This is a genomic window from Pseudomonas sp. UBA6323 (assembly GCF_002439135.1).
Taxonomy (GTDB): domain Bacteria; phylum Pseudomonadota; class Gammaproteobacteria; order Pseudomonadales; family Pseudomonadaceae; genus Aquipseudomonas.
This window is the reverse complement of sequence record NZ_DJSX01000077.1, coordinates 25,001-43,126: the sequence shown is the minus strand read 5'-3', so window position 1 is coordinate 43,126 and position 18,126 is coordinate 25,001. Positions and strand designations below refer to the sequence as shown.

At 63.8% G+C, this 18,126-nt stretch carries 13 protein-coding genes; 1 reads left to right on the top strand and 12 read right to left on the bottom strand.

Annotated features, from left to right (window positions below):
- Positions 1-2,117: TonB-dependent receptor domain-containing protein (locus B3P22_RS18605; protein WP_296272050.1), on the top strand; the 2,117-nt coding region annotated here is incomplete at its 5' end.
- 77 nt (positions 2,118-2,194) lie between these two features.
- On the opposite strand, the gene B3P22_RS18600 is transcribed toward B3P22_RS18605, so the two are convergent.
- The 12 genes from B3P22_RS18600 to B3P22_RS18545 all read right to left on the bottom strand — a co-directional run bounded on the left by B3P22_RS18600 (position 2,195) and on the right by B3P22_RS18545 (position 18,040).
- The gene (locus B3P22_RS18600; RefSeq protein WP_296272049.1) at positions 2,195-4,393 is read right to left on the bottom strand and encodes a TonB-dependent receptor; all 2,199 of its coding nucleotides are present in this window, start codon (positions 4,391-4,393) and stop codon (positions 2,195-2,197) included.
- A 277-nt stretch (positions 4,394-4,670) separates the two neighbouring features.
- Positions 4,671-5,780 (bottom strand): alpha-hydroxy acid oxidase, encoded by a 1,110-nt coding sequence (locus B3P22_RS18595; protein ID WP_296272048.1) that lies wholly within the window; start codon positions 5,778-5,780, stop codon positions 4,671-4,673.
- A gap of 18 nt (positions 5,781-5,798) precedes the next feature.
- The gene (locus tag B3P22_RS18590) at positions 5,799-6,467 is read right to left on the bottom strand and encodes a Fe2+-dependent dioxygenase (RefSeq protein WP_197857609.1); all 669 of its coding nucleotides are present in this window, start codon (positions 6,465-6,467) and stop codon (positions 5,799-5,801) included.
- Positions 6,468-6,587: 120 nt separating this feature from the next.
- Entirely contained in the window at positions 6,588-7,751 is a 1,164-nt protein-coding gene (locus B3P22_RS18585; protein WP_275547187.1) for a type III PLP-dependent enzyme, read from the bottom strand.
- Positions 7,752-8,131: 380 nt separating this feature from the next.
- Positions 8,132-8,410 (bottom strand): DUF2218 domain-containing protein, encoded by a 279-nt coding sequence (locus tag B3P22_RS18580; protein WP_296272045.1) that lies wholly within the window; start codon positions 8,408-8,410, stop codon positions 8,132-8,134.
- On the bottom strand, positions 8,394-9,197 hold the full coding sequence (locus B3P22_RS18575) for an ABC transporter ATP-binding protein (protein ID WP_296272044.1): 804 nt from the start codon (positions 9,195-9,197) through the stop codon (positions 8,394-8,396). Before B3P22_RS18575 ends, B3P22_RS18580 begins: the two co-directional genes overlap by 17 nt.
- Positions 9,194-10,246, bottom strand: coding sequence for a FecCD family ABC transporter permease (locus B3P22_RS18570; RefSeq protein WP_296272043.1), 1,053 nt, complete (start codon positions 10,244-10,246; stop codon positions 9,194-9,196). Before B3P22_RS18570 ends, B3P22_RS18575 begins: the two co-directional genes overlap by 4 nt.
- Positions 10,243-11,346 (bottom strand): ABC transporter substrate-binding protein, encoded by a 1,104-nt coding sequence (locus B3P22_RS18565; protein WP_296272041.1) that lies wholly within the window; start codon positions 11,344-11,346, stop codon positions 10,243-10,245. The genes B3P22_RS18570 and B3P22_RS18565 overlap by 4 nt, the downstream gene beginning before the upstream one ends.
- Entirely contained in the window at positions 11,346-13,301 is a 1,956-nt protein-coding gene (locus B3P22_RS18560) for a TonB-dependent receptor domain-containing protein (protein ID WP_296272040.1), read from the bottom strand. Before B3P22_RS18560 ends, B3P22_RS18565 begins: the two co-directional genes overlap by 1 nt.
- 88 nt (positions 13,302-13,389) lie before the next feature.
- On the bottom strand, positions 13,390-14,724 hold the full coding sequence (locus B3P22_RS18555) for a sensor histidine kinase (protein WP_296272039.1): 1,335 nt from the start codon (positions 14,722-14,724) through the stop codon (positions 13,390-13,392).
- Positions 14,721-15,419, bottom strand: coding sequence for a response regulator transcription factor (locus B3P22_RS18550; RefSeq protein ID WP_296272038.1), 699 nt, complete (start codon positions 15,417-15,419; stop codon positions 14,721-14,723). The genes B3P22_RS18555 and B3P22_RS18550 overlap by 4 nt, the downstream gene beginning before the upstream one ends.
- A gap of 92 nt (positions 15,420-15,511) precedes the next feature.
- Positions 15,512-18,040 (bottom strand): sulfite reductase flavoprotein subunit alpha, encoded by a 2,529-nt coding sequence (locus B3P22_RS18545; protein WP_296272036.1) that lies wholly within the window; start codon positions 18,038-18,040, stop codon positions 15,512-15,514.
- Positions 18,041-18,126: the final 86 nt, after the last annotated feature.

Genomic DNA, 18,126 nt, shown 5'->3' with positions numbered 1-18,126 from the left:
GCTTCGAGCAGAAGATCACCGAAGCCCCCGCCAGTATTAGCGTGATCAGTCGTGAGGAGTTGCAGGAGAAGAGCTTCAGCAATCTCGCCGAGGCACTCGAGGATGTCGAAGGCATCGACGTACGCCAGGGCACCGGCAAGACGGGCGGGTTGAACATCAGCATTCGCGGTATGCCCAGCGACTACACCCTGATATTGATCGACGGCCGCCGCCAGAACACGGCAGGCAACGTCACGCCCAACGGTTTCAACGAGACTGCTACCAGCTTCATGCCGCCGATGTCCGCTATCGAACGCATCGAAGTGATTCGTGGCCCGATGTCGACCCTGTATGGCTCTGATGCCATGGGTGGCGTGGTCAATATCATCACCCGCAAGGTAGCTAAGGAATGGGGAGCCAGCCTGAGCCTGGACCACACGTTCCAGGAAAACCGCGATTACGGCGAGGCCAGCAGCACCAGCCTCTACGCCAGTGGTCCGCTGATCGAAGGGCTGTTGGGGCTTGCCGTACGCGGCAGCCTGTATGACCGTGGCGAATCCGATCTGCAGTTCGATAACGACAGCACCGTCAGCAAACGCGGCGCATCGCCAGTCGAAGGCCGCAATACCACTTTCGGTACTCGCCTGACGCTGACCCCGAACGAAGCCCATGATTTCGCACTCGATGTCGAACGCGGTCGCCAGGTCTACAACAACGACAATTGCCAACTCGGAAATCTGGATGGCAAGAACGGCGGCAGCGCCACCGATGGCTGTACAACCGATGCACCTTCACGTGCCAATGGTTACAAAGATGAACTGCGTTTCGAGCGAGACCAGCTAGCACTCAGCCATACCGGACGTTTCAGCTTCGGCACGCTGGAAAGCAGCATCACCCACAACACTACGGAAACCTTCGGTCGCACCATTCCAGGCAACCCGATCGGCAACGCGTACACCGGTTTTCCGTCGATCATCATCGGCGACGACCGCAAACTGAAGTCCACCGACCTGGTCGTCGATACCAAGTTGGTCGCTCCAGTCGGCGAATCGCATATCGCAACCGTCGGTGCACAGTGGTGGGACGCCAAGGTCACCGACGGCATCGCCGATGACGATTTCCAGCAAACCTCCTGGGCGCTGTTCGCAGAAGATGAATGGCGTCTACGTGACGACCTGGCACTGACGTTGGGCGCCCGCTACGAAGATCATGAGGCCTTTGGTGGTCATGTCAGCCCGCGCGCCTATCTGGTGTGGAATACCACGGATATGTGGACATTGAAGGGCGGCGTAAGCCGTGGCTACAAGACTCCGACACTCAATCAACTGCACAGCGGCATAAATGGCGTCACCGGCCAGGGCTCGACCATCACCATCGGCAGCCCCGATCTTGATCCGGAAATCACCACCAACACCGAGATCGGTGCTTACTACGACAACTTGTCCGACTTCAACGCCAACGTCACCCTGTTCCATAACAAATTCAAGGACAAGATCGACGACGGCACGCCTTTGGCCAACTGCTTCTACACTGCGAACCCGAACCAGCCAGGCTGCGTCAGTTACGGCTCGGGCTTCACTCAGGAGAACTTCTCCCAGAGCGTGAACATCGGCGAAGCCGTCACCAAGGGTGTCGAGGTTGCAGGTCGCTGGGAGTTTGCTCCAGCCTGGGCACTGGCCGTCAACTACACCTACACCGACAGCGAGCAGAAGAGCGGTATCAACAAGGGCGCGCCATTGACCAATACCCCTGAGCATATGGCTCATGCACGCTTGAGCTGGGCAGCCAATGATCGCCTGACGCTATGGTTCAAGGGTGAATATCGCGGCGAGCGTGCGCGGTTCACTGATCGCTACGAAAACCTGACTGCCGCGAACAAGGCCTTGTACGACGCAGCCGGTGATCTGAAAGCCTACGAAGTCTTCCACCTTGGAGGTTCGTTCAAGGCCTCGGAGAACGTCACGGTCAGCGCCACGATCTACAACCTGTTCGACAAGGACTTCACCAGCGGTAGCTACTACACCACCAATACCGGCACTACCGGCTGGGCCTCCGACTATACGCAGATTGCCCAGTCGACCACCGGCACCCTGGAGGAAGGACGCCGCCTGTGGCTGTCGACTGTGATCGAGTTCTGACTCACGCCCCCCAGGCAAAACGCCAGCCCCTGGGCTGGCGTTTTGCATTGCGGACTACGGAAACAAGCGGTGAGTGCTTAGAAGCTGTAAGTCGCCGAGAGGATGGCCGAGCGACCATCGCCGTATTCGATAGCCGAAGACCGGTTGTCGGCACCGGGCGTCTGGCGCACGCGCTCGACGTAGTCCTCATCGAACAGGTTGTTGAGGTTCAGCTGCAGATCGAGATTGTCGTTGACCTGGTAGCCGACCATGGCGTTGTGCAGCCAGTAGGCGTCGAGCTTGGCGCCGCCACTGGAGCTGACGTTGCGTTCGCTGACATAGCGCGCACCATAGCCGAGACTCCAGCCGGCCGGCAGTTGATAGGAGGTCCACAGGTTGAACGAACGTGGCGGGGTATTGGCCAGGGCCTGACCTTCGCGCGCGATACCGGCAGCGGTGTCGGATGCCTTGAGCGTTTCGCTGCTGAGCACCGTGTAGTTGGCGAATACATCCCAGCGCTCGGTGATGTGACCGGTCATACCCAGTTCGATACCGTCAACGCGCTGCTCGCCAGCAAGCTGGGTACTGCCGTCAAGCATGGTTTCACGGGCGTTGGTCTTTTCCACACGGAAGATCGCAGCATCCAGCTCCAGGCGACGGTCGAGCAGCTCCCACTTGGTCCCCAGCTCCCAGGTCTTGTTCTTTTCCGGCGCCAGATCGGCCGTCGCGGCCGAAACGCCACCGCCGGTCGTCACCAGGTTCTCGGCCGAGGGGTTGAAGGAGGTGCCGTAGGCCACGTAGATCCGGCCATTGTCAGCAGGTTTGTAGACCAGCCCAACGCGCCCGCTGAGTTCCTCATCGCGTGTGTCCAGCTTGGTCAGGGTACCGGCCGGCAGTGCGGTGCTCTTGTAGTCACCCTCCACCCAGTCGTAGCGCAGCCCCAGGCTCAGGTCCCAGTCCGGACTCAGGGCGATGGTGTCAAAAACGTACACTGCCTGGTTGTCGAGACGGGTCGAGGTGTCGGCTGTCAGTGTCTTGTTCGCCGCTCCGTTCCAGTAGCCCGGCGGATTACCCAGCGGGTAGCCGCCGGCTGGATAACCGCCCAGGCCGTGGTTGTAAACCAGCAGGTCGTAATTCTCCCGGGAGATTTCCACACCAGTGGCCAGGCTGTGCAGCAGGCCGAAGGTTTCGAAGTCGGCGCGCAGGTTGGTCTGGTTGATCAGCATCTCGCTGTTCACGTCACGCCCATAGGCCTGCGGCCCGGCAGGCAGGTAATTGCCAGCCGGCACACCGGTGATGTTGACGTGGGAGGCGGAAACCACCGTATTGCGGTCGATCTGACTGTAGCGGGTGAGGTTTTGCAGGCTCAGGCTGTCGTTGAAGCTGTGCTCCAGCTTGATGGTGAAGGAGTCGGTCCGGATGTCGTCCTTGTCCAGGTTCTTCCAGCCGAAGTAAGCCTCGCGATCAACGCCGGCGATCTTCTTGCCATCGCGCGCCGGTACACCATAGTCCGGCAGGATGTCGTCCGTCTGATGGAAGTAGCTGAAGGTTAGGCGGGTGTCTTCGCTCAGCCCCAGAGCCAGCGATGGCGCGATACCCCAGCGCTTGCGGTCGATTTCGTCACGGCCCGGTACGTCGTTCTCGTGGGCCATCAGGTTGAGGCGAAAGGCGCTGTCGGTACCGATACCGTCGAGGGTCTGGTTACTGTCCAGCGTCAGTCGATGATAGCTGTCGGTGCCCAGGCCGGCGCCGATGCGGGTGAAGTCGCGCTGCACGGGCGCCTTGGTCACCTGATTGATGCTGCCGCCCGTAGTGCCGCTGCCGCCGAACACCGAGTTCGGCCCCTTTATGACCTCAACGGACTCGATGTTGAAGGTGTCGGTACGGTTGGTCTGCGCGCTGTCACGCAGGCCGTCGATCTGCATGTTGGCGTTGGCGCTGAAGCCACGGATGTTGATGCTGTCACCAGAACCGCCGCCGCCCTCCCCGGCAGTAAAGGTGATACCGGAGACGTTCGACAGCACCTGGCGCAGGCTCAGCGCCTGCTGCTCGGCGATTACCTTCTGCGGTACCACGGTCACGGTCTGCGGGGTATCCAACAGCGGTGCGGTGTATTTGACCGAGGATGCCGACTCGGTCTTGTAATCCCCGTCACGTTCACCCTTGACGGTGACACTGTCGAGTTTGACCGAATCGTCGGCCAGGGCCGGCAGGGTCAGCGTGGCGATGGCCAGGCCGACGGCGGTGGCGAGCAGGCGCTTGGTAGGCAGAGCATGCAGATTATTCTTGGCACTCATCGAGAATACGAACTCTTAATTATTGATAATTATTTACATTCGATCGCGCATTAACTCTCTTACGAATCCGCGCGCCGACGCCCAGCCAACAGACCTGCACAAGGCCAGCAGCTAAAAGCGAACGTATATTATTTGTAAATAATTCAAAGTCAAATAAGAAGCACTCTTAAGTGCATTCCTATTTATCGATGGCTCGTGCGCCTCGCGCAGCCAGCTTTTCGCAAAGCCGACCAACCACTGAGGGCCCCCGTCGAATAGGCTCTGCGCAGGCGCCCGCTCAGTGATGGGACCGAGTGAAGATCAGCTGCGGGCCGATACTGGCGAGGTCCCTGCAGCCGGTCAGTGCCATGGCTACTTCCAGTTCGGCGCGCAGAATCTGCAGTACATGCGCTACCCCCAGAGCGCCGGCCGTGGCCAGGGCGAAGACACAGGGCCGGCCCACCAGCACAGCATTGGCACCCAGCGCCAGCGCCTTGAGGACATCGGTGCCACGACGCACGCCGCCGTCGAGCAGCAGAGGAATGCGGCCCTGCACCACTGCCGCCACCTCCGGCAGTGCATCGATGGTCGCCGGCAGGCTGTCAAGAGTACGTCCGCCATGATTGGAGACGATCAGCCCGTCGACTCCGGCTGCCAGCGCCTGCTCGGCATCGGCAGCGCCCAGGACCCCCTTGAGCAGAATCGGCAGGCGAGTCTGCTCTCGCAGCCAGGCCAGGTCGCGCCAGGTCGGCGCCGCCGCCAGCAACGGACCGCCGAGCAGCAGACTATCGCCAGGCGGGGCGCCACTGGGCTGCGGGCGCATTCCCCGTAGATTGACCGCCTCAATACCGGGCGGCAGAACGAAACCTGCGCGCTGCTCGCGGTTGCGAATGCCACTCACCGGCGCATCCACGGTGACCACCAGAGCGCGGTAGCCGGCCGCCTCGGCACGACGTATCAGCGCTACGGTGAAGTCGCGGTCGGCCTGGATATACAGCTGAAACCACAGCGGCGCCTGCGCCTGTGCAGCGATGGCCTCCAGTTCGACGCTGGCCTGGGTGCTGACCAGCATGCCAGCTCCCATGGCACCGGCGCCCAGCACGCATGCCAGTTCGCCGTCCGGGTGAGCGAGCTGCTGGTAGGCCACCGGAGCGACGAAGATCGGGTGAGCAAAGTCATCGCCGAACAGCCGCAGGCGCGTGTGCCCTCCCTGCAGGTCCTGCAGAACCCGGCTGCGCAGGCGCAAGCGGTCGAAGGCTTGGCGGTTGTCCTGCAGGGTCAGCTCATCGGCTGCGCCTCCGGCCAGATAAGCCCAGGCCTGTTCGCCGAGGCGCTCGCGGGCATAGGCGCTGTAATCGGCCACGGCAGCGATATCGGCAGGAATCTGTGCCAGCTTGGGCGAGGACATAGAGGTACTCCCGGCGCTTCAGGTTTGCGACCATTGCCGCAGCAGGTTGTGGTAAATGCCAGTCAGTCGCAGCAGTTCGGCGCTGTCCGGTACCTGCTGACGCAGCGCCTGGATGCTGTCATCGAGCTCCAGCAGAACGCTGCGCTGATCATCCTGACGCACCAGGCTCTGCACCCAGAAGAACGAGGCCAGACGGGCACCACTGGTCACCGGTTCGACGCGATGCAGGCAGCCACTGGAATAAAGCACCATGTGCCCGGCCGGCAGTTTGATGCGCCGGTCCTGCATCACCAGTTCACCGCCGTCGTATTCGTGCGGTTCGCTGAAGAACAAGGTGGCCGAGAGGTCCGCGCGAATACGATGCGCAGTGCCCGGTACGCTGAAGATGGCATTGTCGATGTGATCGCCGTATTGGCCGCCGCCGGCATACCGGTTGAAACGCGGCGGCACCACCTTGAGCGGCAGCGCGGCAGCCATGAAACGCGGATGGCGGCTAAGACAGTCGAGCAGAAAGTCGCCGAGCTGGGTCACCAGTGGATCGTCCTGCGCCAGTTGCTGATTGCTCTTGGCCTGTATCGCCTGATGCCCGGCACTGACTCGACCGTCCTGCCAGTTTGCCGCTTCGAGCGCGGCACGGTACTGACGCAATTGCTCGGCGTCGAGCACGTCAGGGATGATCAGCAGCATGCGCCTCTCCACAGGTGTAAGCTGATAATGATTCTAAATAGCTTGCGCAACAAACAACAGTCACGCCGGCATAAATGAAAACGCCCACACAAGGTGGGCGCATTCAGTTTGCGTGGGGCCTTACAGGTAGTAGGACTTCAGCGGCGGGAAGCCGTTGAATTCCACCGCGCTGTAGCTGGTGGTGTAAGCACCGGTGGACAACCAGTACAGGCGGTCGCCGCTGGCCAGGTTCAGCGGCAGGCCGTACTTGTAGTTCTCGTACATGATGTCGGCGCTGTCGCAGGTCGGGCCGGCGATCACCACCTCTTCCATCTCGCCCTTCTTCTCGGTCCAGATGGGGAACTTGATGGCTTCGTCCATGGTTTCGATCAGGCCACTGAACTTGCCCACATCGGCATACACCCAGCGCTCGACCGCAGTGCGCGATTTGCGCGCCACCAGCACTACTTCCGAGACCAGTACGCCGGCGTTGGCGATCAGCGAGCGGCCCGGCTCGAGGATGATTTCCGGCAGCTCGTCACCGAAGTCTTCCTTGAGGAAGCGGGTGATTTCTTCGGCGTAGGTTTCCAGGTCGTTGGTGCGCTGGATGTAGTTGGCCGGGAAGCCGCCGCCCATGTTGATCATCTGCAGGGTGATGCCGTCCTCTTCCTTCAAACGCTCAAAGATCACCTTGACCTTGGCGATGGCGGCGTCCCAGACGTCGATGTCACGCTGCTGCGAGCCGACGTGGAAGGAAATTCCGTAGGGCACCAGACCCAGCTGTTTGGCCAGGATCAGCAGATCCAGGGCCATGTCCGGCTGGCAGCCGAACTTGCGGCTTAGCGGCCAGTCGGCGCTGGTCGAGCCTTCGGTGAGGATGCGCACATAAATCTTCGAACCCGGCGCGGCCTTGGCGATGTTGCGCAGGTCAGCCTCGGAGTCGGTGGCGAACAGGCGCACGCCCTTGTCGAAGAAGTAACGGATATCACGGGACTTCTTGATGGTGTTGCCGTAGCTGATGCGCTCCGGGCCAACGCCGGTTGCCATGACCTTGTCCAGCTCGTAGATCGAGGCGATGTCGAAGCTCGAGCCTTTGTCACGCAGCAGCTCGATGATCTCGGTGGCCGGGTTGGCCTTGACCGCGTAATAGATCTTGGCGAACGGGAAGCAGTTGCCCAACTGATCGTAGGCGTCACTGATGATCTGCCGGTCGATCACCACGAACGGGGTTTCGTGCTGATCGGCGAACGCCTTCATGCGCTGGAAAGTGGCGGGTGCGTAGTAGTCTTCGACCTTGATCGACATGCTGGGGACTCCATTGGCAAAACCGGGAACACATTGATTCGGGCAGCAGAACCGCTTGCAGGTTCCGCCACGTGTCGGGGCTGGCCGCGCCATGCGCCGGCCTGAACGTCTGACAGTTTCCCCACTTTGGTTCGCCTACTTCCCAAGGCATGTCGCCGAGCATCACCGGTACCGACCTGGCCGGCCGGCAACCTCTCGTCGTCAGTACTTGAGCCGGATGGATCGTTTCCAGCATGGACGTTCGGGCGCGGACTTTAAGACCATGCGCCGCGCAGATCAACCGGAAATTCTGCCTAATTTCGTCTCGTTCCGGATATCACACAAAACGCCCTGAAATGCTGAACAGGCGGGGCTTTCAGCCAGTTTGGCGCAGCCGTGTTTCAGTGCCATTGCAGCACCAACTGATCCAGCTGAGCGAAGCCCTGCAAATGTCGCCGGATGACCTCCTGCAACTCATCGAGTTCGGCTGCGCTCGGCGCCGTGCAGGCCAGATGCAAGGCCTGCTCATCGGCGCGCAGCACGCACTCGCCGATGGAGAAACGCAGCAGACCTTCCTGCTCGCTCCAGCGCGCCTCGATCTTGTGCGAAAAATGTTTGCACAGGCGGCCGAGCAGGCGCGGCGCCTGGGTGCAGGTGAACGAACTATGGCTGTTCAGCATGACTGGATGATTCCTTGAGCAGTGGACGGTCGGCCAGCACCAGTGCCTGCCCGAGGGAGCAATGTTCGATACGCGCCTCGATGCCATAGGCGCGGCGCAGCCAGGCGGTGTCCAGCACCTTGTCGGCTACACCGAAGCGGTACCCCCCGCCCGGCGCCAGCAGCAGTAGATGAGTACAGAAACGCAGCGCCAGATTGAGGTCATGGCAGGCCACCAGGGCGATGGCCTGTTCAGTACGGCAACGCTCGGCGACGCAGTCGAGCACACGCAGTTGCCAGTGCAGGTCGAGCGCACTGGTGGGCTCGTCGAGCAGCAGCAGGTGCGGCTCACCGACCAGCGCCTGCGCCAGGCCGAGCAGTTGCCGCTGCCCGCCGGACAGACGATCCATGCGCTGCAGGGCCAGATGCTCGATGCCCAGGCGCTGGAGAATGGCTTCGACCCGCGCCGCCAGCTCGTGCGAGGCAAGCTGCGGACAACGCGCCCGCGTCGCCGCCAGCAGGCTTTCGTACGCCAGCAGCGACACCGCCTGCGGCAATTGCTGCGGCAGGTAGGCCACCTTCGCCTGCTGGCGCCAGGGTGGCACGCCGCTCAAGACCGCTTCGCCCAATCGCGCCACGCCACCGCACGCCTGCAGACCGGCAATGGCGCGCAGCAGCGACGACTTGCCGACACCATTGGGGCCGAGCACGCCAACCAGGCTGCCCGCCTCGACGGCAGGCAGGGTCAGGTCCTGCAGGATGCTGCGCGCGCCATAGTTCAGCCCCAATCCCTCGATCAGCAGGGTCATAGGCTGCGCCCCCGCGCCAGGATCAGGCCGATGAACAGCGGCACGCCGACCACTGCGGTGACCAGTCCCACCGGCAGGATCACCCCGGGCAGCAACGCGCGGCTGGCCAGGGACGCCAGCGACAGCAGCAAGGCTCCGGCCAGGGCGCTGCCGGGCAGGTAGAAACGATGGTCCTCACCCAATAGCAGGCGCGCCACGTGCGGCCCGACCAGGCCGATGAAGCCGACCTCGCCGACGAAGGCCGTGGCCACGCCGGTGAGCAAACTGACCCGCAGCAATACCAAGGTGCGCAAACGGCCGACGCGAATGCCCAGGCTGCGCGCCTGCTCCTCGCCACCGCGCAGGCTGGTCATGGCCCAGGCCTGGCGCAGCGCCAGCGTCAGGCAGACAGCCAGCACGATGGCCACCAGCGCCACCCGCTGCAGATCGGCGCGCGCCAGGCTGCCAAGGGTCCAGAACACGATCTGCTGCAGCGCATCGGCATCGGCGAGAAACTGCAGCAGCCCGACCAGCGCATTGATTCCGAACAGTAGGGCGATGCCGAACAGCACCAGGGTGTGCAGTGCCTCGCCCAGCACTCGCGCTACCAGAAGCAGCAACAGGCAGGAAATGAAGGCGCAGACGAAGGCCGCCAGCGGCAACAGCAGATCGGCGCCCAGCCCGGCGATATTGGGCCTGAGCAGGATTACCAGCGCCGCTCCCAGCGTCGCGGCCGCGCCCACGCCGAGAGTGAAGGGGCTGGCCAGCGGATTGTTCAGCGCCGTCTGCATTTCGGCGCCGGCCAGGCCCAGGCTGGCGCCGACCACCAGTGCCATCAGCGCGTAGGGCACGCGGATATCGAAGATGATCACCGCCTGCGACGGTTCGAGGTGCTGCGGCTGCAAAAGCCCGCGCGCCACATCCCACCAGCCCAGGCCCGCCGGCCCGGTGGCGAGGTCGGCAATGAAGCTGGCCAGCAGCAGCGCCGCCAGTACGCCGAGGCACGCCCAGCGCCGCCACAGCGTGCGGCGATAAGCGCGGTTCAGCGTCTGCGTAGCGTGCGCGCTCACAGGCTGATCCAGTACTGGCCGTCCAACGCCACAGGCTGGAACTGGCCGTAGAAGGTTTCCAGCGTACGCCGCGGATCGAGATCGGCGAAGGCCTGCGGATGCAGCCATTTGGCGAAGACCTGCACCGCCACCACATTGAACGGGCTGTTGTAGAAACCATGCCAGATGGCATGCACCTGCCCGTCGCGCACCGGCGCCAGATGCTGCAGGCCGCCGCGGCTGACCAGGCGCTGCAACGAGGCGCGCGCCGGATCGGCGTCGACCCCAGGGCCGAGGGCGATATAGGAAGCACCAGCAGCCAGGCTATCGGCCGAACCCACGGCGCTGGCGATATACAGCTGCGGCGGCTGGCTGAGCAGCAGCTCCAGACTCAGGACGCCGGCATGCCCGGGCAGACGCTCACGGGCGACATTGTCGCCGCCGGCCTCGACCAGCAGATCGGCGAACATGCCGCGCGCCATGCTTTCGCAGCAGCCCTCGCCGAGTCCGGCGCGGCTGTGCAGAAACACCTTGGGCCCGGCGCCTTGCGGCAGCCGCTCGCGCACCGCGGCCAGGGCCTCGGCATGCGCGGCATTGAACGCTTCGGCACGCGCCTCGCGGCCCAGCGCACGGCCAAGCAGCGTCATGCTGCGCGGCGTGTTGGCCAACGGCTGCTCGCGAAAATCGACGAACAGCACCGCAACACCGGCGCGCTGCAACTGCTCGATCATCCGCCCCTGGGTGCTGCCGGGGCCATGCCCGGACAGGCTGAAGATGGCCAGGTCAGGGCGCAACGTCAGCACCTGCTCGAGGCTGAAGGTATCGGCCGCGCCCTGGCCAATGCGCGGCACCTTGGCCAGGCCGGGAAAGGCCTGCTGGTATTGCCGCGCGCTGCCCGGATCGACCAGCGCCAGGTCGGCCGGCATGCCCACCAGACGCTCCAGCAGTTGCTCGTCTTCGAGGATGGCCAGCACCGGCAGCAGGCGCCCTTCACCGAGCACGATGCGCTCGATTTTGTCGGGCACCTCGACCTCGCGCCCGGCCAGGTCGGTCAACACCTGTGCCTGCACCGACGCCAGCGAGGCCAGTCCCAACAAGACGCCCAGAATCAACCGCTGCATCAGATACGCCACGCAACCCCCAGACGCAACTCACGCCCCGGCTCGTAGGAGCCACGCACGATGCCGTAGCCGGGAATATGGGTGAAGTCCTCGTTGCTGGCGTGATCCAGGTACTGCTTGTCCAGCAGGTTCTTCAGGGTCAGGGTGAGGGTCAGCTGCTCCGGCAGCGCCTGCCATTCGGCGTAGAGGTCATGCACGCCGTAGCCCGGCTTGGAGACGTCGCCATCGATCGTATGCAGCTTATCGATGCCGCGCACGAAGCGGCCCTGCCAACCGACGGTCAGGCTATCGCTGACACGGTAGTCGGCGAAGGTCGTCCAGGTATTGCCCAGGCTGGTGCCGAGGCCGTTGTGCTCGTAGGCGTTGAGTCGCCGATCATCCAGGCGGGCGATGTTGCGATGGAAGCTGAGCCCCAGGCTGACCTGCTGCCAGTGATAGGCGCCTTGCAGCAGCACGCCCTTGGTTTCCAGGTCGCCGAGGTTGCGATACAGGTTGGCCCGCTCAGGCGTATAGGAAATGGCATCGCGAATGTGCGTGACATAGGCCTTGCCCATGAACTCCAGGCCACCCAGGCGGTAGTCGAAGCCGACCTCCTCGGTGCGCGCCTTCTCCGCTTTCAGGCTGGGGTCGTTGCCGGCCACGTCGAGCTTGAACGCATCGCGAACCTGCGGGCCGCGCAGCGCTTGGGAATGCCCGGCGAACACCGCCAGTTCGGGGGTGAGTTGGTAGCGCAGGCTCAGGTTGGGGCTGAACCCCTCTTCCTTGAACGTCTGCTTGTCGCGGTCGTCCAGCTCATAACGGTCATAGCGCAGACCTGCGTTGAGCAGCAGGCGCGACGTGATCTGGTAAGCGTCCTGCACGTAGAAGCCAAGCACCTCCCCGTTCTCATCGTCCAGTTCACGGTCGCCTTCCGGGCCCAGGGTGGTGCGATCGTCGCGGTAGTCCACGCCGTAGGTCAGCTTGTGCGCGGCGAAGCGGCTGGTATTGCGCAGGTCGAAGCCGCTGCTGCGGGTTTCACCGAAATACAGACCGAAACGACCATCCTGCTGCAGCTCGTTGGTGGTGTAGTAGGTGGTCAGCTCGAGGTCGAGCAGGTCGTTGTTCAGCGGTTGCAGGGCGTAATTGAGCGTCCAGGTTTCACGCTCGGTCTGCAATGGATACGCCGCGTTGCGCGGCGCCGAGACCACCCACTGCGGACGTTGCGGACGCTCGCCTTCATCGAGACGGCGCTCGTAGCTCAGGCGCAGCGTCTGCGCTTCATCGAGCTTGCCGACCAGCTTGGCGTAGCCGAACTTCTGCCGTGCGCCAGTGCCGAGCACGTCGTCGTTGTTGCCGTCCTCGTAATCGTTCTGATCCTGATAGCTGGCCATGGCCAGCGCCGACCAGTTTTCATTGAAACGACCGAACACGCTGGCGCTGCTCCTGTAGCCCTCGCCATTGCTGAAGTAACCCGTCTTGAGCAGCGCACCGAGCTGCTCGCCTTCGCGCAGCAGGTCATCCGGGTCCTTGGTGACGAAGCGCACCGCGCCGCCCAGCGCCCCCGCCCCGGCGGTGGCATCGCCGGTACCGGCCTGCACTTCCGCGCGCTTGAGCAACTCCGGCTCGATGCTGATGCGGCCAGTGTGGTGGAAGGTTTGCCCCGGCTGGCTGGCGCCGTCGATGGTGATGTTCAGCAGCGTGTCTTCCAGACCGCGCAGGTAGAGTTTCTGCGCAGCCGTGGAGCCGCCGGCTACCGCTACCTCGGGGTTGGATTCGAACACTTCCTGCAGGTCGCTGGCCTGGTAACGCTCGAGCTGCTCGGCCTCGACGCTTTCGCTGCGGTCCAGCGCGGTGGCAGTGATTTCCTGGGCGTCCAGCTCCAACAGGGACTCGGCGCTGTGCGCATGCGATGCGCCAAGCAGACCACCGACGGTCATGGCGCCGAGCAGGCTCAGGCGGTAAGGGCAACGCTGCATGTTCAATCCTCCCCGAAAGAAATGTGAATACTTCGCATTTGCGAATTTTCATCACATGCCTTGCGTCAGGGAATCACTTTTACAACTGTTACACCGCCGTGCGTGGCAATCGAATGTCCATGAGCAAGCCGCCGCCGCTGCGATTGCTCGCACGGATACTGCCACCGGTAGCATTGACCTGGCGCTGCGCCAGGGCCAGGCCGAGCCCGAAGCCGGCGCGCTCGCTGCCGCCGCGAAAGAACGGCTGGAAGATGCGCTCCAGCCAGTGCTCGGCGACCCCTGGCCCCTGATCGGCGACCGTCAGCGACCAGTCGTCGCCTGTATCCTGTAGGCAGACCTCGACCTGACCACCGGCCGGCGTGTGGGCCAGCGCATTGCGCACCACGTTCTCGATGGCCTGGCCCAGCGCACGGCTGCTGCTGCCGTGCAGCGGTGCGCTGTCCGGTATCTGGCAGATGATCGTTCGATCGGGATATTCGAAACGCGCATCGTCGAGGATGCTGTCGAGCAGCTCGGACAAGTCCAGGTTCTCGTCGCGCAACTCGGGGCGTTCGTTCTCCAGCCAGCTCAGGGTCAGGGCATCCTCGACCAGGCGGCGCATACCGGCGCAGTCCTCGCGAATGCGTTCGAGCAAGCCCTGGCTGCCGCCGTTCTGTTCGGCCAGGCTGACCGCCATCTCGATGCGCGTCAGCGGCGTGCGCAGCTCATGGGACATGTCCGCCAGGCGCTGGCGCTGGTCGATGATCAGCTGGCCGGTGCGCTCGGCCATCGCGTCGAAGGTGTCCGCCAGGCTGGCCAGCTCATCGTTGCGCGAGCCGAGCAGCGAGCGTACGCGCACGTCCAGACGGCCGTCGCTGAACTGCCGGGTGGCCTGCTCCAGGCGACTCAGCGGCTGCATCAGGTGGCGATAGAGGATCAGGCAGAGAATCACCAGCAACACCAGCGGCACCACCAGTTGCAGCAGCAGCTTGGCGTAGTGCCAATACAGGCCGGGACGCATGCGCTGCGGCAACTGGATGAGAAAGTGCGCGCTGCCGTCGCTGAACGGGATGTCCATGATCGGGTTTTCCTGGAAGTACAGGTGAATCTTCCAGCTCAGATCACGGCCCAGACCGAAACTGTCGGTAAAGCGCCGCGACAGCTCGCTGCCGGCCAACGGCCGCACCTCGGCCTCGACCAGCGCCGCCCAGGTCTGCTCCTGCTGCTGCAGGGTATCCAGCCAACGCCCCAGCGCGGCATGGTCGCCGGAGCGATACATCGCCTCGGCCTGCTGGGCGTAATGACGCAGGGTCTGCTGGTGCTCGGCATCGATGAAGCTCATGCGCTCCTCGGTCTGCCAGGCGACACGGGCGATGATCCAGAACAGCGCCACGCTACCCAGGGCGATGACCAGGCACAGCTTCCAGAACAGGCGCCGGTTCATGCGAAGGCGTAGCCGCGGCCGTGCAGCGTCTGCAAGCGGTCGGCGCCGAGGCCGGCTTCGGCCAGGCGGCGACGAATGCGGCTGACGTGCATGTCCAGGCTGCGGTCGTACTGGCTGTACTCGCGCTCCAGCGCCATGCGGTACAGATAGGGCTTGCTCAGCGCCTCGCCACGATGGCTGACCAGCAGCCAGAGCAGGCGGAACTGCAACGGCGTCAGTGCCAGGTCGCAGTCGCCGACCCGCGCCTGCTGAGCGTGGCGGTCCAACTGCAACTCGTCGACCTGCAACTGCTGCGCCTGGCCGCCGCGCGTGCCCTCCTGCGGGCGCGTGCGGCGCAGCACGGCGTCGATGCGCAGCTGCAGCTCGGTGATGTTGAAGGGCTTGGGCAGGTAGTCATCGGCGCCGTGGCGCAGGCCACGAATACGCTCCTCCTCGGCGCCACAGGCGGTGAGCATGATCACCGGTGTCTGCTGTTGCTCACGCAGGCGCCGCAGCACGGAAAAACCGTTGACGTCCGGCAGCATCACATCGAGCAACAGCAGATCCGGCGACTCGCGCAGCGCCGTCTCCAACCCCGCCTCGCCAAGGTGACAGGCGCTGGTCGCGTAACCCTGGCCACGCAGCAGTTCGCCGAGCTGGGCGGCCAGGGTGCGGTCGTCCTCGACGATCAGGATGCGAGCCAGGCTGGCGGTCATAGGACTTACTCTGGACGATTAAGGCGAATGATTCTCATATATAAAAATCACTTCGGCAACTTCGCTACACACGGTGCGTCCTGGCTCGGTGATCAATAAACGTCGCGGCGATAGCGACCTTCCTCGACCAGCTCCTGCACCGCCTCGTCGCCGAGCAGTTCGCGCAGTGCCGCATCGACGCCACCGGCCATGCCCTGCAGGCTGCCGCAGACGTAGATGGCAGCTCCTTCGGCCAGCCAGGCGTGCAAGCGTTCGTGCCGCTCGCGCAATAGATCCTGCACGTAGCGCTTTTCGGCCTGGTCGCGGGAGAACACCGAATCCAGGTGCTGCAGCTCGCCTGCCTCCAGCGCCGCCTGCAGCTCGTCGCCACAGAAGAAATCGCAGGCGCGATTGCGCTCACCGAACAGCAGCCAGTTACGCCCCTGCCCTGCCAGTGCGCGCGCGCGCAGCAGCGAGCGCAGCCCGGCCAGGCCGGTGCCGTTACCGATCAGAATCAGCGGGCGATCATCATCCGGCAGATGGAAACCGCTGTTGCGCCGCACCCGCGCCAGCAACTGGCCGCCGTCGGGCAGGTGCTCGGTCAGCCAGCCTGAGCCCAGGCCGAGACGGCCATCGGCCTGCACCGCCTGGCGCACGATCAGTTGCAGCACACCATCGGCTGCCACCGAGGCGATGGAATATTCACGCGTGCCCAGCGGCACCAGCGCATCGACCAGCGCCTGGGCATGCAGCCCGACCAGATGCGCAAGGCTTTCCGGCAGCTGACGCTCGGCCAGCGCTTCGCCCAGGCTGCTCGCCTGGCCATCGAGCACCACCGGTTCGAGGCCGTCGAAGCCCGAATGCTGCAGCCAGGTCTGCACGGCCGCGGCGTCGTGACGCGGACGGATCTCCAGGATGTCGCCAGCCTGCCAGGCGCTCTGCTCGGGCGGCGTCAGGCCGAGCTGGAATACCGGCGCGCCCTGGCTGCCAGGATTGAGCAGACGCCGCTCGTTCAGCGTCCAGTTCTGCCAGGGCGCCTCCTCGAAGCGAACCGGCGCAGCGCCGGTCAGGTCACTCAGATGCTGTTGCCAGCGCTGCAACGCGGCCTGGTCGGCACCATCGACCTCGACGCTGTCGAACAGGCGCTGCGCGCCCTGCAAACCCAGCCAGTCGTTGATACGCCGGGCGAAGCCACAGAAGTGCTGATATTGCCGGTCGCCCAGGGCCAGCACGGCATAGCTCAACTGATCGAGCGGCAGCGAGGCGCCGAGTACCTTGCGCTCGAAACCCAGGGCCGCGTCCGGCGCTTCGCCATCGCCGAAGGTGCTGACCACGAACAGCGCCTTGCGCGCCTGGCGCAGGCTGTCGGCATCGACCCGCGAAAGCGGCTCTACCCGCACCGGGATACCGGCGGCCTGCAGTTGCCCGGCGCTCTGCCAGGCCAACTGTTCGGCAAAACCGCTCTGGCTGGCGAAGCCGACCAGCCAGCCTTCGCCCGAGTCATCCGTTTTCAATGTACCGCGCGCAGCCAGAGCCGCACGCTTCTTGCGTCGGCGATCCAGATACAGCAGCCAGCCGGTGATGAAGAACAGTGGCATGGCCGCCGTGGCCAGCATCATCAGGATGCGCCCCGGCATGCCGAAATACTCGCCGACATGCAGCGCGTAGACGCTGGCCAGCAGCTGCGCCTTGAAGCTCTTGTCGACGTAGCGTTCGTGACGGCTGATTACGCCGCTCTGCGGATCGATCTGGAACTGGTTGAATGCGCTTACGTGGTCGGCATCGTCGAGCATGTAGAAGACCGTCGCCGGCTGCCCCGCTACCGGCGACAGGCGCAGGTTCCACGCGATCAGCTTGGGCCCCGCTGTCTGCTGGATGCTCTGCCACATGGTGTGATAGTCGACTTCGGGCAAGGCACCGTTGGCCATCTCGCGGCCACCGCGACCACGGCCTTCGCGTTTTTCCGGTGGCGTATCGGAAAGCAGGTGCGTCAGCCCCTCGCGGTACCAGTCATAGGACCAATACAGGCCTGTGAGCCCGGCGCACAGATAGAACAACAGCGCCCAGGTACCGGCGACAGCATGCAGGTCCCAGTTGAAACTGCGGCCTTTCCTCTTCCAGTCCAGGGTCAGCCAGGTGCGCCAGCTCAGCGCCTTGCGTGGCCAGCGCAAATAAAGGCCGGACAGGCAAAAAAAGAGCAGCGCCAGGGTACTGGCAGCCGTGATCTGCTTGCCCACCTCGCCCATGGACAGGAAGCGGTGCAGCATCAGCATCAACTGGAAGAAGTCCTGGCCGATCGGCTTGGCCAGCACCTCACCGGTGTAAGGGTCGAACACGATGCGCGGCCCGCGCCGCTCACCCGGTGGAGGGGAAAGAAATGCCATGCCTGGCCCGTCGTGCCGACCATCGACCCACAACCCGGTGACGCGGTCAGCGGTGGCCGTCTCGATCCGCGAAGCCAGCTCGGCCGGAGTCAGGTGCCCCTGCTCGCTGGGCTGGATCTGCCAGCGCTCTGCGTTAAGCGCCCGGATGATCTCGCCTTCGAAGCTATAGAGGGCGCCAGTGATGCCCATGATAGCCAACACCAGACCGGCACTGATGCCAAAGAACCAGTGCAACTGGAAGATGATTTTCTTCAACACGACGGAGCCACCCTTACCCTGACCCACTGCGACGGGCGGCTACTCTATATGGGAATAATTTTCATAACCATTCTTTTACGCGATAT

Coding starts and splice junctions, on each gene's coding strand:
- B3P22_RS18600 (WP_296272049.1), bottom strand. CDS start 4,393: ATGAGTGCCAAGAATAATCTGCATGCTCTGCCTACCAAGCGCCTGCTC.
- B3P22_RS18595 (WP_296272048.1), bottom strand. CDS start 5,780: ATGTCCTCGCCCAAGCTGGCACAGATTCCTGCCGATATCGCTGCCGTG.
- B3P22_RS18590 (WP_197857609.1), bottom strand. CDS start 6,467: ATGCTGCTGATCATCCCTGACGTGCTCGACGCCGAGCAATTGCGTCAG.
- B3P22_RS18585 (WP_275547187.1), bottom strand. CDS start 7,751: ATGTCGATCAAGGTCGAAGACTACTACGCACCCGCCACTTTCCAGCGC.
- B3P22_RS18580 (WP_296272045.1), bottom strand. CDS start 8,410: ATGCTGAACAGCCATAGTTCGTTCACCTGCACCCAGGCGCCGCGCCTG.
- B3P22_RS18575 (WP_296272044.1), bottom strand. CDS start 9,197: ATGACCCTGCTGATCGAGGGATTGGGGCTGAACTATGGCGCGCGCAGC.
- B3P22_RS18565 (WP_296272041.1), bottom strand. CDS start 11,346: ATGCAGCGGTTGATTCTGGGCGTCTTGTTGGGACTGGCCTCGCTGGCG.
- B3P22_RS18560 (WP_296272040.1), bottom strand. CDS start 13,301: ATGCAGCGTTGCCCTTACCGCCTGAGCCTGCTCGGCGCCATGACCGTC.
- B3P22_RS18555 (WP_296272039.1), bottom strand. CDS start 14,724: ATGAACCGGCGCCTGTTCTGGAAGCTGTGCCTGGTCATCGCCCTGGGT.
- B3P22_RS18550 (WP_296272038.1), bottom strand. CDS start 15,419: ATGACCGCCAGCCTGGCTCGCATCCTGATCGTCGAGGACGACCGCACC.